Annotated in this window: 11 protein-coding genes; 9 read left to right on the top strand and 2 right to left on the bottom strand. The window is 46.9% G+C overall.

Features of this window, described 5'->3' with window-relative positions:
- The first annotated feature begins 22 nt into the window (after nucleotides 1–22).
- The 9 genes from NCI00_RS04885 to NCI00_RS04925 all read left to right on the top strand — a co-directional run bounded on the left by NCI00_RS04885 (nucleotide 23) and on the right by NCI00_RS04925 (nucleotide 12546).
- On the top strand, nucleotides 23–604 hold the full coding sequence (locus NCI00_RS04885; protein WP_253525574.1) for a Uma2 family endonuclease: 582 nt from the start codon (nucleotides 23–25) through the stop codon (nucleotides 602–604).
- A 37-nt stretch (nucleotides 605–641) separates the two neighbouring features.
- A complete protein-coding gene (locus NCI00_RS04890; RefSeq protein ID WP_253525576.1) occupies nucleotides 642–1136 on the top strand; it encodes a dihydrofolate reductase in 495 nt (164 codons plus the stop codon).
- A gap of 173 nt (nucleotides 1137–1309) precedes the next feature.
- Nucleotides 1310–2767 carry a M20 family peptidase gene (locus NCI00_RS04895; RefSeq protein WP_253525578.1) on the top strand — a complete coding sequence of 486 codons (1458 nt, stop codon included), beginning with the start codon at nucleotides 1310–1312 and terminating at the stop codon, nucleotides 2765–2767.
- Between the two features lie 89 nt (nucleotides 2768–2856).
- The gene (locus NCI00_RS04900; RefSeq protein WP_253525581.1) at nucleotides 2857–4119 is read left to right on the top strand and encodes a tail fiber domain-containing protein; all 1263 of its coding nucleotides are present in this window, start codon (nucleotides 2857–2859) and stop codon (nucleotides 4117–4119) included.
- Nucleotides 4120–4339: 220 nt separating this feature from the next.
- On the top strand, nucleotides 4340–4957 hold the full coding sequence (locus NCI00_RS04905) for an RNA polymerase sigma factor (protein ID WP_253525584.1): 618 nt from the start codon (nucleotides 4340–4342) through the stop codon (nucleotides 4955–4957).
- 103 nt (nucleotides 4958–5060) lie between these two features.
- Nucleotides 5061–6122, top strand: a complete 1062-nt coding sequence (locus NCI00_RS04910; RefSeq protein ID WP_253525587.1) for a FecR family protein — start codon at nucleotides 5061–5063, stop codon at nucleotides 6120–6122.
- 226 nt (nucleotides 6123–6348) lie between these two features.
- Entirely contained in the window at nucleotides 6349–9876 is a 3528-nt protein-coding gene (locus NCI00_RS04915) for a TonB-dependent receptor (protein WP_310586763.1), read from the top strand.
- Between the two features lie 21 nt (nucleotides 9877–9897).
- Nucleotides 9898–11670: a RagB/SusD family nutrient uptake outer membrane protein gene (locus NCI00_RS04920; RefSeq protein ID WP_253525591.1), complete on the top strand. Its 1773-nt coding sequence runs from the start codon at nucleotides 9898–9900 to the stop codon at nucleotides 11668–11670.
- 33 nt (nucleotides 11671–11703) lie between these two features.
- Nucleotides 11704–12546: an endonuclease/exonuclease/phosphatase family protein gene (locus NCI00_RS04925; RefSeq protein ID WP_253525594.1), complete on the top strand. Its 843-nt coding sequence runs from the start codon at nucleotides 11704–11706 to the stop codon at nucleotides 12544–12546.
- 69 nt (nucleotides 12547–12615) lie between these two features.
- Here NCI00_RS04925 and NCI00_RS04930 read toward each other — a convergent pair whose 3' ends face one another.
- Complete coding sequence (locus tag NCI00_RS04930; protein ID WP_253525596.1) at nucleotides 12616–14385, bottom strand: ABC transporter ATP-binding protein; 1770 nt, start codon at nucleotides 14383–14385, stop codon at nucleotides 12616–12618.
- An 18-nt stretch (nucleotides 14386–14403) separates the two neighbouring features.
- Nucleotides 14404–15639 carry a 3-phosphoshikimate 1-carboxyvinyltransferase gene (locus NCI00_RS04935; protein ID WP_253525598.1) on the bottom strand — a complete coding sequence of 412 codons (1236 nt, stop codon included), beginning with the start codon at nucleotides 15637–15639 and terminating at the stop codon, nucleotides 14404–14406.
- Nucleotides 15640–15683: the final 44 nt, after the last annotated feature.

Here is a 15683-nt window from a genome sequence, read left to right on the forward strand (position 1 = left end):
TCTACAATCCACAGGTGCACTCATGGTGATTCCGTTAAACCTACCAGCCCGCGACCAATTTACCGACGACGAATTGGTCACATTCTGTTTATCCAACCCCGATCTTCAAGTTGAACGGGATGAGAATGGCCAAATTTTTATAAATATGTCTCCTACCCACCTCCTGACAAGCTCAAACAACAGTGAATTAAATGGTGAATTTGTCATCTGGAACCGCCGCACCAAAGCGGGCAAAGTAATTGACTCCAACGGAGGATTTTTTCTACCAGATAAATCAATGCGTGCTCCCGATGTTGCTTGGATTCGGAAAGAACGCTGGGAACAATTGTCGACCGCCGAAAAAAAATCATTTCCACACATGGCCCCTGACTTCGTGTTAGAACTGGAATCAGATACGGACAATGTAGAAGATCTGAAACAAAAAATGACGAAATGGATTACTAACGGCGTACGATTGGGTTGGTTGATCTCCATGAGTGAGCAACAAACCTATATTTATCGCCCAAGCCAACCAGTAGAAACCAAAGCCTTTTCGGAAGCATTAGACGGTGGCGATGTATTAATTGATTTTGAAGTTGTATTGAACAACATTTTAGAAATATAGTTGTAAAAACACGACCTTTGGCAAAAACTGCTCCTCCATGCTTATTTCTCTTATCGTAGCAGCGGCCCAAAATGGCGTTATCGGGCGTGATAATCAGCTCATCTGGCATTTGCCCGACGATTTGAAGCAATTCAAACGCCTCACCACAGGCCACCCAATCATCATGGGGCGTAAAACATTTAACTCCATCGGAAAGCCCTTACCCAACCGGACATCTATCGTCATTACGCGAAATCAAGATTGGCAATTTGAAGGCGTAATTGTGGTCAATTCAGTCAACGAAGCCGTGGAAGCCGCCCGCCAAACGGGCACCGACGAAGCCTTCGTCATTGGCGGGGCAGAAGTATATAAAATGACATTGCCCGTAGCCGACAAAATTTATCTGACGGAAGTAAAAGCTGAGTTTGAAGGGGATGCCTATTTCACTATCCCCAATAAAGAAGAGTGGCAGGAAGTAAGTAGGGTAAGTCATGCAACCGACGAAAAGCACACCATTGCGTTTGATTTTGTAGAATTGGTGCGCCAAGGCTGATAGAGTCCGAGAAGGCAGTAGTGTCTGACGGTTTGGAACCGTCGGACACAGCTAACGTCGGACACGGCTAGTATCTAAACCGCCAGACGGATGCAGAAAATCCCCCCTTGCTAAAGTCAAGTATATTTTTAATTTTGCAAGGCACTTTATATAACCGAACGCTCCCCTTCCTGATGAAAAACGCACTCCGAGTCATTGCCATTGGCCTTGTTTCATTGATTGGTGTGTTGTTATTCAACACCTTCCGCATTTCTTCCAAACAAATGGCTGGCATAGTACCCGCACCCGCCCTAGCCATCAGCGATTCTGCCCTTACGCACTTATCCGATGCCGTTAAAATCCGTACCGTTTCGTACGAAGATTTGTCGCTCATGGACAGTACGCAGTTCGAAAAATTCATTGGTTTTCTCGAACAAACTTACCCCCTCACCCACGCCCGTCTCAAACGCGAACGGATTAACGGCTACGCTTTATTGTTTGAGTGGAAAGGAAAGAACCCTACCCTCAAACCTGCCCTGCTGATGGGCCACTACGATGTTGTCCCCGTAGTACAAGGCACCGAAAAAATGTGGAAACACCAACCTTTTGCGGGAGATATTGCCGATGGTTTTATTTACGGTCGCGGTACGCTTGACGACAAAGTAACGGTTATCGGGGTTTTGGAAGCAATCGAATATTTATTGCAGCAAAACTACCAACCTGAGCGCTCTTTTTATCTGGCCTTCGGCCACGACGAAGAGGTTTCGGGGCGCTACGGGGCACGCCAAATTGCGGCGTTGCTTGAAACCAGAAAGGTACAGTTGGAGTACGTCATGGATGAAGGCGGCACCATCAAGACCGATGGGGTGTCGGGCATCACCACTCCTATTGCGCTCATTGGCATCGCCGAAAAAGGCTACACGACCCTTCAATTAACCTCGGTCGGTGACGGAGGCCATTCGTCCATGCCACCGCCCCAAACCAGCATCGGCATGATGGCCGAAGCGATTGACAAGCTTCAGAAAAATCCTTTCCCCGCGCGTTTGGAAGGCGCAGCCAGTTATTTACAGGATTACCTCGCCCCCGAAATGCCCTTCGACACCAAAATAGCCATGGCAAATCGCTGGCTACTCAAGCCAGTGATTGTCAATATTCTCGCTAAAACCAACGCTGGCAACGCCATGGTTCGCACGAGTATTGCCCCCACCGTAATCCACGCAGGCGTTAAAGACAACGTGCTCCCTGTGGAGGTCATTGCCAAAATCAACTTCCGAATTCTGCCCGGTGATTCTGTAAGAGGTGTAGCCGATTATGTCAAAAAAACCATTGATAACGAGCGCATTACCATTGAAACGCTCAAACAGTTTGACTCCGAGCCCTCCCCTGTTTCTGATACCGCTACCCTTGGATTTCGGGCGTTGCACCGAACCATCAAAAGCTGTTTTCCAGAAGTGATTGTAGCCCCTTATCTGGTGGTAGGTGCTACAGATGCGCGTTTTTACCGCAACGTGTGTTCAAATATCTACCGTTTTATGCCCGTTCGAATGAACGAAGAAGACCTCAAACGCCCCCACGGCACCAACGAGCGCATCAGTGAAACTGATTTCAAAAATGTGGTAAAATTTTATGTTGAATTGGTAAAAGGAAGTTAAAAAACAAGTTGATTTTCTTACGAATATGCTTCTCGCAAGTGTTTGGTTGAATATTTTTCTGTACAAAAATTTCTAAAAACACTGAAATTATGAAAACTCAATTTCTTCTATTGCTCTTAGCGGGCATGCAACAGGTGTTTGCCCAATCACTTACTTTCAGTCCGCTTCCAACCCAAGGGGGTGGTGCAATTCTGGCCAGAGGGGTCTTTTTAAGTCCCTCACTTCCGCCTCCCGCTCCTATGCTGCCCGATAGTGGGCAGGGCACACGGCTGATGTGGATTCCGAGTCTCAGCGCTTTTAGGGTTGGTACGGCTTCGGGTTGTTGTGATTGGAACATGAGCAACATCGGCGCCTATTCTTTTGCCTCTGGCCTAAACACCCACGCAAGTGGTTTTGGTTCTACCGCCATGGGCGAAGCAACCATAGCTTCCCACTATCACACCACGGCGTTGGGTTACTATACCGTTGCCAACAATTTTTATGCAACGGCCGCAGGCATCTCGACAACGGCAAGCGGTAAATCCGCGACAGCTTTGGGGCAGGGAACCGTAGCCAAAGCTTACGGCAGCACCGCCATTGGAGCCTACAACAACGATTTTCTTTATTTCCCAGACCCTAATTTCCACGCCGCTGCCAACCGTATCTTCGAAATCGGAAACGGATACAACGGAATGCCCTCCAATGCATTTACGGTGTACCAAAGTGCCCGTACTGTAATAAATGATGTGACAGTTACGGATGCTATGTTTCGTATCAAACACAACAGCAACCCTTCTGACAGCCACATTCTTCTATACGAAAACGGAGATGATTTTGGACGAATTACCTTCAAAAACAGCTCTACACCCAATTTTTGGACAATCGGCGGCTCTCCTCAAAGCACGGCAACAGGTGCCCGTTTCAATGTCTACTTTAGCGGCAATAACACTAACGCAATGAGTCTTACAGGCGAAGGTAACGCTACATTTTTGGGTTGTGTTTCTGCCACCAATGTATCCTGTCCCTCCGACGCCCGTTATAAGACCAACATTCGAGCGCTCACAAATTCATTGCAAAGCATTCAGCGGATTGAGGGGGTGCGTTATGACTGGAAACGCGATGAGTTCCCCGAAAAACACTTCGGACAGAATCCTCAAATCGGCTTCATCGCGCAAGAAATAGAGAAAATTTTCCCTGAAATGGTTCTGACCGATGAGTCTGGTTACAAATCGGTGGATTATGCCCGTCTGACGCCTGTTTTGGTGGAGGCTATCAAAGAATTAAATCAAAAAAATACCGCGTTGGAAAACCGTTTGAATAAAATAGAGGCAATGCTCACTTCAAAAAACACCATAGTTTCGGCTGATAAATAACTCGTCTAGCAACGTCTATTATTCCTTTTTCCAATCCGTTAAGCAAGGTATAATTCAGTTATTTCCTGATTTATTTCTATACACTAACCATCTTTTAATGTCAAACTGGTCAATGCCACTCACTTTTTTGGTAATTTTAAACTTAATTTACACGTAATATTGCCTCAATGTTAAATCAACGCAATTCGATTACTTTTGCGGTATAAATCCTTTGATTGAAATGATTTCAAAATCGTTGCCAAGTTTTGATGAAGCCTTCGCTTGGGATTGCTTTAGAGGAGGGGACAAAAAGGCCTTTGCCGAAATCTACGAACGGTTTGTGAAAGTACTTTATAACTATGCCTACAAGCTGACCCACGACCCGCAAATCTCTCAAGATGCAGTACAAGAGCTTTTTGTGGAAATCTGGGACACGCGCGAGCGTCTGAGTGCCACCACTTCGATTCGATTTTATCTGTATCGGGCGCTGCGGCGCAAGATTCACCGTTCTTACCAAACCGAGTGGCGTACCGATTTGAATTCTTTGCAGGACCATGAGATTCCTGATACGCACCTGTGGCCTTCTATCGAAGAAATGACCATTTCGGAAGAGACGTTTGATGCCAATGTAAAGTGGTTAAAATCTCAGCTTGAGCAACTCTCGGCCCGAGAATACGAAGCGCTCCAGCTACGCTTTTATGATGGGTTGGAATATGACCAAATCGCGGAAATACTGCAAATAAACGACCAATCGGCCCGAAATTTAATCACTCGGGCCATTCAGCGTTTGCGCCGAAACCTCCCCGATTCGTTGCTTCATGTGCTGCTGTATTACGTTTTTCAATTTTCTGTTAAATAATTTCAAAAAAAAATCAGAAAAAGTGAGTTACCGATAAAGTTTCATGCTTTTTCTTCATGAGGGGTAAACGTTTACTGTTTACACGCCATTCGATTTATTATTTATGAAGCCCCTTTCCGAATTTTCTGCGCGTGATTTTGCCGAACATCCGGACTTCAGAAATTGGGTACAAGCCCCAACGCCGGAGTCAGATACTTTTTGGGAAAATTATCGCCAGACTTATCCACACCAACAACCCCATATACTGAGGGCCCAAGCTTTGGTTAAAGCCATCGCCGAAAGCCCTCAGTTTTTTCCTTCCGATTCCCAACTTTCCGAGATGTGGCAGTATATAGAAACCCACACATCGGAGAAAACCCACACACCAGTCGTTCGTTCATTGAGAGCATGGTGGGCTGCCGCAGCAGCCGTCATTTTGGTCATGGCCGCGGGATGGATTTGGTGGCAGCAACGTCAACAGCCCATTTCGTACGATACCATCGTTGCCACCGCAACCAAGCAACTGGAAGAACGAATCAACACCCAAAATCAGATCCAACACCTTCGCCTTCCCGACGGAAGTTCGGTACAGTTGGCCCCCAAAAGTCGTCTGAGTTTTGCGAAAAAATTCGAAAACCTACGCGAAGTATACCTAGATGGAGAAGCTTACTTTGAAGTAAAACGTGACCCCGAACATCCTTTTTTGGTATACGCCGCCGAAACGGTGACTCAAGTAGTAGGTACGAGTTTTACCGTGCAGGCCTTTGTAGGAAAACCCAACGTAAACGTGTCGGTCCGGGAAGGCAAGGTGGCGGTCTCGTCGCGAAAAAACCTATCTAACGACCTTAAAAACACGGTTTTACTCGCCGCCAACCAACAAGCAACGTTTGTCAGAAACGGTGAGATTTTGGTAAAATCGCTGGTAGAAAATCCCACCAAAATTATCGCCGACCAGAAAGAATTGGTTTACACCGACCGTTCGGCAGTAAGCGTATTGCGTGACTTAGAGCAACAATACGGGGTAGAATTGGTGTACGATGAAGAAGTGCTAAAGAAATGCTTTGTTACAATAAGTTTTTCTGACGAAGTATTTTATGAGCGTCTGCGTTTACTATGCCGTACCATCGGTGCCGAGTACGAAACCATTGAAGCCCAGATTGTCATTAAATCCAACGGATGCCAATAACCTTGCATTCAGTTTCGTTTTATTGAATAGATTTTTATATCCACTCCTCTTTTTAAAAGCAAAATGGCCGGTGAAGGACCAGTTCACCGACCAAAAGCAGTAAGCCCTCAACCATCTGCAATACGGTTGAATCGGGGCTTTTTTGTTGTGTCCGCGTTTTCCACATCGAACAAAACAAACAAAAATATGAATTTTTTTTCCAACTAATCATTGGTTGTACGTAGCCTTGAAAATTACTACTGCCCAACTCGTTTTCGTGCTGCTGTTGATGAGCGTTGGCTACACCCGACGAGCCGCAGCCCAGGATGTCCTCAACCAACGATTCTCGTTGAAGGTTGAGAACCAATCCTTGCGCCAAGTGCTCAATAAAATCGAAAAACAGGCAAAAGTTCGTTTTTCATATCGGTCCGAAATACTTAAAAAAGTGCCCGCAGTCAACCTGACGGTGAAAGACGAAAAGCTGGAAAATGTGTTTGACCAACTTTTTTCGCCTCTTCAAATCAACTATGAGATTATAAGCCGAAAACAAATTGTACTCACCAAAAAACCGCAAAGAATCACGGTTTCACCCTTAGAACTTCCTAAACGCACCAAAAGCACGGCCATAGAGACCGTCATCTCTGGAACGGTCAAAGGAGAAAACGGCGAAGGACTGCCCGGCGTAAATATTTTGGTCAAAGGAACGGTCAAGGGAACTTCCACCGACGTCAACGGCCACTTCACCCTTTCCGCTCCTGTCCCACAAACGGTTTTGGTATTAAGTTACGTGGGCTACCTTCGTCGGGAAATAATGGTGGGAAATCGAACTACCCTCGAAATTATGATGGATTCTGATTCTAAGTTACTTTCAGAAGTCATAGTCGTAGGCTACGGAACCCAAAAGAAAGCACACCTCACCGGTGCCGTTGACCAAGTGACGAGCGAAGTACTCGAAAACCGTTCGTTGCCCAACCTGACCCAAGGTTTACAGGGTGTAATTCCCAATCTAAACCTGCGCATGGCCGACGGAAAACCCATTCAATCTCCTTTGTATAATATTCGCGGCACTACTTCCATTGGGCAGGGAGGAAACGCCCTGATTTTGATTGACGGCGTAGAAGGCGACCCTAGTCGCCTCAATCCCAACGATGTAGCGAGCGTAACGGTCCTGAAAGATGCGGCATCGGCAGCTATCTACGGGGCACGAGGGGCGTTTGGCGTGGTACTGATTACCACCAAAAGCCCCCAAAAAGATAAGACCGTGATTAGCTATTCGCTCAACCACTCCATCAAAAGCCCCACCACGCTTCCTAAATTCGTGACCAATGGCTACGAGTTTGCAAGGATGTTTAATGAAAGCTGGACGGCTTGGAATGATTATTCACAGGCCCCACAAAATGTCAATAAAACACTTCGCTTCTCTCCCGCCTACCTGACCGAATTTGAACGCAGGAACAATGACCCATCTTTGCCCAAAACAGACATCGACCCCGCCACCGGCGAGTACGTATACTACGAAAATACCGATTGGTACAAGGAGTTGTACAAAGAAAATAACAGCGCCACCGAGCACAACCTTTCGGTGTCGGGGAGCAGTGGTAAAGCAGATTTTTACGTAACGGGTCGTTACTATACGCAAAGCGGCCTGTTTCGTTACAATTCCGACGATTACCGCCTCATGAGCGTACGGGCCAAAGGGTCGATTCAGCCATTTCCGTGGTTGAAAGTGACCAATAACGCTGATTTTTCTTCCATGAAATACCATAATCCGCTCAACGTAGGTGAGGGCGGGGGCATCTGGCGCAACATCGCCGACGAAGGCCACATGATGGCACCAATGTTTAACCCTGACGGAACCCTTTCTTATTCGGCGGCGTATACGGTAGGTGATTTTTGGTACGGCAAAAACGGCATCGACATGGACAAACGCGTGTTTAGAAACACGACCGATTTTACCAGCCAATTTTTCAATGACCAATTCAGGATAAAAGGAAATTTTACCTTTCAGAATACCGACGACAACGAATACCGCCGCCGAGTGCCCGTACCCTACAGCCGCAAACCTGGGGTGATTGAATACGTAGGCACAGGCACCAACGATTTGCAGAATATTTACCGTGAAACACTCTACACCGCTACCAACCTATACGCCGAATACGAGCCTAAAATCAGTCAAAATCATTATCTAAAAGCATTGGTGGGGTATAACTACGAATTATCAACTTTTCGCCGCCTCGAAACCATACGTAATGGACTGATTTACGAAGATGCCAACGACATCAACCTTGCCTTGGGGCAGTCGGTCAATACGAGCGGCGGCTGGGAAAAATGGGCGGTTGTGGGTGGTTTTTACCGGTTAAATTATTCATTTAAAGACAAATACTTGTTGGAACTCAACGGCCGCTACGATGGCTCGTCCAAATTTCCATCAAATGAGCGGTACGCATTTTTCCCCTCTGTTTCAGCGGGTTGGCGCTTGTCTAACGAATCTTTTTGGAAGATTTTGCCCAAATTTATCAGCGACCTTAAAATCAGAGGCTCCTACGGCTCGCTCGGCAACGGAAGCATTGGCTCTTATGCGTTTCAGGAGCAATTTTCCATTTCGCAATCCAACCGAATTTTAAACGGAGTCCGTCCCCAAAAAACAGGGCAACCCAGCGTCATTCCCGATGGCCTCACTTGGGAAACCTCCACCACGCAAGATGTGGGAATCGACTTGGGAATGTTTAGCAATCGCCTGATTCTGAACGCCGATGCGTACATTCGCAAAACGACCAATATGTTTACGGTAGGAATGACGCTGCCCGCGGTTTTCGGGACCAATATTCCCAAAGGCAACTACGCCGACCTCACCACCAAAGGCTGGGAGGGCGTTTTGTCGTGGCGGGATAAATTCCAAGCAGGTGGTAAGCCTTTCGACTACGAAGTGCGCCTTACGATGGCTGACTACACCTCTACCATCGACAAATTTAACAATCCCAACAAGAAACTCAGTGACTATTATGCCGGGCAAACCATCGGTGAAATTTGGGGTTATACCACCGACGGGTACTTTACCTCCCTAGGCGACGTGGAGAACTCCGCCAAACAAACCTTGTTTAAAGCCTCTAACACGGGACAATGGCTGCCCGGTGACATAAAATTTAGAGATTTGAACGGCGATGGCCAGATTGACAACGGTGATAATACCGTGGCAAGCCCCGGCGACCGCAGTATCATCGGCAATTCAACACCTCGTTACACTTACGGAATCATCCTCAGTGCCAACTGGAATAACTTCTTTTTTTCGACCTTCTTTCAAGGCGTTGGACAACAGGATTGGTGGCCAGGCCCAGAAGCCGCTATCTTTTGGGGACAATACAACCGTCCGTACAATAAGCTACCAGAATGGCATATAGGGAATATTTGGTCGCCCGAAAACCCCAATGCCTACTTGCCGCGCTACCGAGGGTACGTAACGCAAAACAGCGCCGGGGAGTTGTATCAGGCCCAAACTAAATACCTTCAAAATGCGGCCTATCTCCGGATGAAAAATCTTCAGATTGGCTATAATTTACCCCGCGTGCTCATTAAAAAGTGGGGAATGAGCACAACCAAACTTTTTGTTTCGGGCGAAAATCTCGCAACATGGTCGCCACTCTACAAACTCACCCGCGATTTGGACGTAGAAAACCTCGGTCAGTCCGACAGCGTGGTCACAAATGGAAACAGCGGCAACGGATACAACTATCCGATTTTGAAAAGTATTACCATCGGCCTATCGGCAACATTCTAAGCTAAAATCAGCCTTGCACAAATGAAAACATATACAATAGGATTTTTATTGACACTGTTTTGCCTCACTGGTTGCAGCGAATTGGATCAGGTGCCTGAGGCAACAGCCACGAAAGATGCCGTTTTTAGCAGCGAAAAAGGCCTAGAATTATACACAGCTTCTTTTTACGATAACTTGCCCAGCGCCAGCGAAATCCACAAAGGAGACGCCATGGCCGATTACAGCGTGCGCATCCAAGTGCCCGATTTTTTGCGCGAAGGAGCCTATGGCCCCCGCCAAAGTACAGGATGGTCGTGGACGGCATTGCGCAACATTAATTACTTTATTGCCAACAACACCAACCCTTCCATCCCCGTCGACGTGCGTAAACATTACAACGGAATGGCGCGTTTTTTCAGAGCGTGGTTCTACTTCGACAAAGTGGTGCGTTTTGGCGATGTTCCGTGGATTAATAAACCCTTGGATGTTTCGGATGGAGACTTGTTTGGTGGCCGTGCTCCCCGCACTATGGTTATGGACTCGGTCTTGGCCGACTTAAACTACGCCTGCGAAAACATCCGCACTACCAACGACAACACCCGCAGCGTGATTACCAAATACGTGGTTTATGGTTTTAAATCACGCGTGTGTCTCTTTGAAGGAACTTTCAGAAAGTACCAAACTTCGTACACCCTGATGGATACCGCCGAAAAATGGCTCACCGAAGCCGCTGGTGCTGCCGATAAAGTAATGAAAGAGGGCGGTTTCAGCCTCAACGAAGCGGGTGGTTCCGAAAAATCCTACCGCCAATTATTTACGAGCAAAACCCCTATTGCCTCCGAAATCATGCTCGCTACGGTCGTAGACCCCGCCCTGAGCATCTTCAACGACGCTAACTGGTGGTGGACCAGCGCCACCTACGGGGCGCGAGTGAGTTTGAATCGTACCTTCGTAAATACCTACCTAAATATAGATGGAACACCTTTTACCAGCCGCGCAGGGCACGAAGCCCTCCCGTTTATGGAAGAGGTAAAAGGTCGGGATAAACGCCTGCAACAAACCATTCGGGTGGGAAATTATACCCGTATCAACGGCGGAACTGCGGAGCCTGCCCCGCCCGTTTTTTCGTACACGTACACAGGGTATATGCCCATTAAGTGGTCGCTGGATGATACCTATTTTGATGGCGGAAGCCGCAACGACAACTCCATCTGCCTCATGCGCTACGCCGAAATACTACTCAACTATGCCGAGGCAAAAGCAGAGCTTAAAACCCTAACCGATGCCGATTGGGCAAAAACCGTAGGAGCATTACGCAAACGAGCAGGCATAACGGGTGGTTTTGCCGCCAAACCAACCGCCATTGACCCATATCTTCAAGTCCATTACTTCCCCGAAATTACGGATGCTACTCTACTCGAAGTACGGCGCGAACGAGGCATTGAGCTGGTATTTGAGGGCTTCCGATTCCATGATATTATTCGTTGGAAACGCGGTGAATTAATGGAGCAAATCTGGAACGGTTTCTACGTACCCGCCCTCGACAAACCCTTGGATCTGAACGAAGACGGAAAAAATGATGTCGTTTTTTATAAAGTAAGACCTGCCACTCAATTGGCGGGGGTAACGTATATTAATGTGGCAGAAACTATAAACGGCGTTGCCAACCCTCAGCGCTTGAAAAACGACACCTCTGGTGAACTCACTTGGCTGACCAATATTCCTCGAAAATGGAATGAAAAATATTATCTTTATCCCATTCCGGAAGCGGATAGACTGTTAAATCCAGCCTTAGGACAAAATCCTGGTTGGTAATCCACTCAATTTCAAACCACTATTCTTTCACAAATGAACAAAAGTCTGTTTTTAGGGGTGCTGTTTGCACTATTTGCCCAAAACGTTTATTCACAAAAAAACACCCCGATTGTGGTGGCCACGTACAATGTAAGGTATAACACCCCCAACGACGGCGTCAATGCCTGGCCTAACCGCAAAGAAGAAGTAAAAGCGCTGATTCGCTACCACGAATTTGATATTTTTGGCACGCAGGAAGGCCTGCGCGGGCAGTTGGACGACATTGCTGAGTTGCAAGAATTTACGTTTTTTGGAGCTGGCCGCGATGATGGTCAAAAAGCGGGCGAACATTCGGCCATTTTCTACAAAAAAGACCGTTTTAAAGTATTACAATCGGGCAATTTCTGGTTAAGCCAAACCCCTGATAAACCTTCCAAAGGATGGGATGCTACCTGCTGCAATCGTATTTGTTCGTGGGTAAAATTCAAAGATGTCACTACGAAAAAGGAGTTTTACTTTTTCAGCGTTCACTTCGACCACCAAGGCGTTGAAGCCCGCCGCCAGTCGGGGAAATTGATGGTGCAGAAAATCAAAGAAATTGCCAAAGATGCACCCACGATTTGCGTCGGAGATTTTAATTCCACCCCCGAAACCGAGCAAATTATCGAAATGCAAACGCTGCTCAGCGATGCAAAAAAGGTATCAGCCATGGCTCCTTATGGCCCCGAAGGCACATTTAACTCCTTCAAGTTTGACGCACCAATGAAAAACCGAATTGACTACATCTTTGCAAGTAAGCAAATATCTGTCTTAAAATACGGCGTCCTGACCGACGCAAAAGAGCAACGCTATCCTTCAGACCACCAGCCCGTTGTGGCAAAGGTTGTGATTAACTAAGAAGTTTTTTTGCTAAAATGCCCCCTGAGGAAATTATTAGGGGGCATTTTTATGATTTTTACGGTCGATTTACCCCTGTATTTTCTCCTGATGTTTCCACAAATCTTGAAAAATAGCGCTGTTTTGGCGGAGGTACTCAAACGTTCCTTGGTCGGCAATTCGTCCGTTTTGAAGAATATAGACGTAGTCAAATTTGGTCAAAAGATGTAGGCGGTGAAGCGTGGAGACAATCGCCTTACCGCTAAATTCTTCAAACAAACGGTCATAAATCTGCACCTCCGTTTTGGGGTCAACGCTGCTCGTTGGCTCATCCAAAAGCACAATGTCACTGCTTCGGGCGGCCAATACGCCCCGCGCTAAAGCCAGACGCTGTTTTTGTCCACCCGATAAATTCACCCCTTTTTCCTGAATGTTTGATTGCAGTCCGTTCGGCAATTGCGCAATCACTTCCGCAAAATGCGCCGTGGCACAAACCATCATGATGTCGGTTTCCTCAAATGGCAACCCAAGTGTAATGTTGTATTCAATCGTATTTTCAAATATTTCAGGTTCTTGCGGAAAGAGCGTTACGGTGTCGTTAATAATTCCCAGCCCCGTAAACTCTTTCCCATCGATGTTGACTTTTAGCCCACTTTCGGCTTGATACAACCCGCGCAACAGCGCCAACAATGTGCTCTTACCGCTACCGCTTTCACCAATAAACGCCACCCTCTGTCCGCGCTTAATGTTCAACGAAAGATTGTGCAAACTGTGGGCTTTGTGCTCGGCATCATACAGCTCTTGGTGCGAAAAGTTCAGGTGTTGAATCTGAATCGTTTGCCAAGCAGTCGGCAGCATTTCCTCCGACTCAGCCCGGTGCTGTTGGGAATACGACTCACCAATGGCACGGGCCGTTTGCACGTCGGTATTGTACCGAGTGATTTCGGTATACTGCCAAGCCACATCCTGAAACACACTCGTAAACTGATTGACATACCCTAACAAAGTCACCAACCCACCGACCAAAAACACCGTATTGGGTACATAATTCTCATACACGTAGCCAATGGCGACTACCACGTAGATAATTCCAATCAGCACACTAGCAACAAACCATTTCCACTCATTGATAACCACCGTACGACGAAAAGGCGGAAAAATCTCGGCTACTTTTCCCATCAAGCTATTTTGCATTCGTTTTTCGAGCCGAAGCGTAATCACCGTAATGATATTGGAAAGACTGTCAAAAAGCGTGGAAGAAACGACGTGTTCTTTCTCGTTGGTTTCGTCGAGTGCTTTGATAAACGGTTTGTCGAATTTGAAAATAATCCAGACCGTCAATACGCCAATCAACACGCCAATCCCCCCGTAAAAAGGAGAAAAATATAGAATGGCGCCAAACGAAAAAATAAACTTGGCAAAGGCATGAAAAAACATGAAACCGTTTTGAAAGAAATCTCTCAACGCTTCATAAGCCTTTCGGATGCGGTTGATGGTAGCGCCGCTGTGGTGGTCTTGATGCCAACGTACCGGCAGATGCAGGGCTTGATGATAGAGTTCATCCAAAAAATTGCGGCTGAGGTTGAACGCCAATTCACGCTCCATCACGCGAGCAGGGCCGTGAAAAGCCCACTCCAACAGCATCAAAAACAAATATCCACCCGCATACATCCACACGTGTTTAATCACGCCTGTACCTTCTTTTTGAATGGCTTCAATAAACCACCCATAAAGCAGCGGATTGAGGGCATACACGATATTTGCCAAAACAAACAGCCCATATACAAGCAAATAACGCCCCTTTTGCTGGCGGGCATACCGCCAAGCAATACGAAGCAAGGAAATATAGGGGTTTTGCATGGGTTACAATAATCAGCCTCAGGCGATTGTCGTCACTTTTTTCAAATCATCCCAAAAACTCGGGTACGATTTGGCCACCACGTGCGGTTCGGAAATTTCAACAGGAAACACCATACCTACTGGCGCAAAAGCCATGGCCATGCGGTGGTCATCGTACGTCTCAATCACGGGTGTTGAAGGAGGAGTAGCAGGCGTTTCTGCCTTTCTTCTAACGATGTATTTAGTGTTTTGCTCCAATTCAACCAACTCACCACCAATTTTGGGTAATTCTGCCTGAAGCGCCCCTACGCGGTCTGTTTCCTTGATTTTCAGGCTTTCAATTCCCGTCATGGTTACCTCAATTCCTGCCACTGCGGCACAGGCCGCCACGGTTTGGGCCAAATCTGGACAATCGGTAAAATCCCACGCAAAAGCTTTTTCAGCGGGAATTTTAGTCAATAAAACACCCCGCTTGGTAAAGACACTTTTTACGCCCATATGCTCCATAATTTTCACAATGGCGCTGTCGCCCTGCAAGGAGTTTTCTTTAAGACCCAATAATTCTACCTCCGCATCTTTGGCCAACGCCACCAGACTGTACCAATAACTCGCCCCCGACCAGTCGGATTCAATGGCATAGTGCGTTGGGGTGTAGTGTTGAGCAGGCACCCGAATGGTTTTCGCTTCCCAGTTGGCTTCGTGGGTCACGCCAAAAGCCCGCATTTGTTGAAGCGTCATTTCAATATAAGGCCGCGAACCAATTTCTCCCGTCAATTCAAGCGTAATGCCGTCGGGCAACATCGGTCCAATCATCAACAAAGCCGAAATATACTGACTGCTTACGTCCCCCCGAATCGTCAGGTGATTTTGGCCCGAATATTGAAAACCGTTAAGCTCGGTAGGAGGATAACCTTCGTTTTGTTTATACGTAATATTTGCCCCCAAAATACGCAACGCATCTACTAATATTCCAATCGGGCGCTCACACATGCGCGGCGTTCCCGTCATGGTTTTGTGTTGATTCGTAACGGCAAAATACGCCGTCAAAAAACGCATGGTAGTACCCGCATCCAGCACGTCGGCTACGACATCCGAAGACTGTAAAAGGCGCATCATGGTTTGGGTATCACGAGCAGAAGAAATATTCTCCAATTGTCCTTTAAACTGCGTCAGGGCATTAATGATCAATGCCCGGTTGCTCTCGCTTTTAGAAGAAGCCAGTCGGATTTCGGTACGAATGGGTTGAGTAGGTGGGTTAACAATAACTGAGTTCATGAAATAAGAAACGTTGGACGAAAGACACTGGACCGAAATAAGTA

This window comes from Runella salmonicolor, assembly GCF_024158025.1.
In the GTDB taxonomy this organism is placed as follows: Bacteria; Bacteroidota; Bacteroidia; order Cytophagales; family Spirosomataceae; genus Runella; species Runella salmonicolor.

Bases quoted from the DNA above. Each gene is read 5' to 3' on its own strand.
- NCI00_RS04925 (WP_253525594.1), top strand. From the start codon at position 11,704: ATGAACAAAAGTCTGTTTTTAGGGGTGCTGTTTGCACTATTTGCCCAA.
- NCI00_RS04900 (WP_253525581.1), top strand. From the start codon at position 2,857: ATGAAAACTCAATTTCTTCTATTGCTCTTAGCGGGCATGCAACAGGTG.
- NCI00_RS04890 (WP_253525576.1), top strand. From the start codon at position 642: ATGCTTATTTCTCTTATCGTAGCAGCGGCCCAAAATGGCGTTATCGGG.
- NCI00_RS04910 (WP_253525587.1), top strand. From the start codon at position 5,061: ATGAAGCCCCTTTCCGAATTTTCTGCGCGTGATTTTGCCGAACATCCG.
- NCI00_RS04930 (WP_253525596.1), bottom strand. From the start codon at position 14,385: ATGCAAAACCCCTATATTTCCTTGCTTCGTATTGCTTGGCGGTATGCC.
- NCI00_RS04885 (WP_253525574.1), top strand. From the start codon at position 23: ATGGTGATTCCGTTAAACCTACCAGCCCGCGACCAATTTACCGACGAC.
- NCI00_RS04920 (WP_253525591.1), top strand. From the start codon at position 9,898: ATGAAAACATATACAATAGGATTTTTATTGACACTGTTTTGCCTCACT.
- NCI00_RS04895 (WP_253525578.1), top strand. From the start codon at position 1,310: ATGAAAAACGCACTCCGAGTCATTGCCATTGGCCTTGTTTCATTGATT.
- NCI00_RS04905 (WP_253525584.1), top strand. From the start codon at position 4,340: ATGATTTCAAAATCGTTGCCAAGTTTTGATGAAGCCTTCGCTTGGGAT.
- NCI00_RS04935 (WP_253525598.1), bottom strand. From the start codon at position 15,639: ATGAACTCAGTTATTGTTAACCCACCTACTCAACCCATTCGTACCGAA.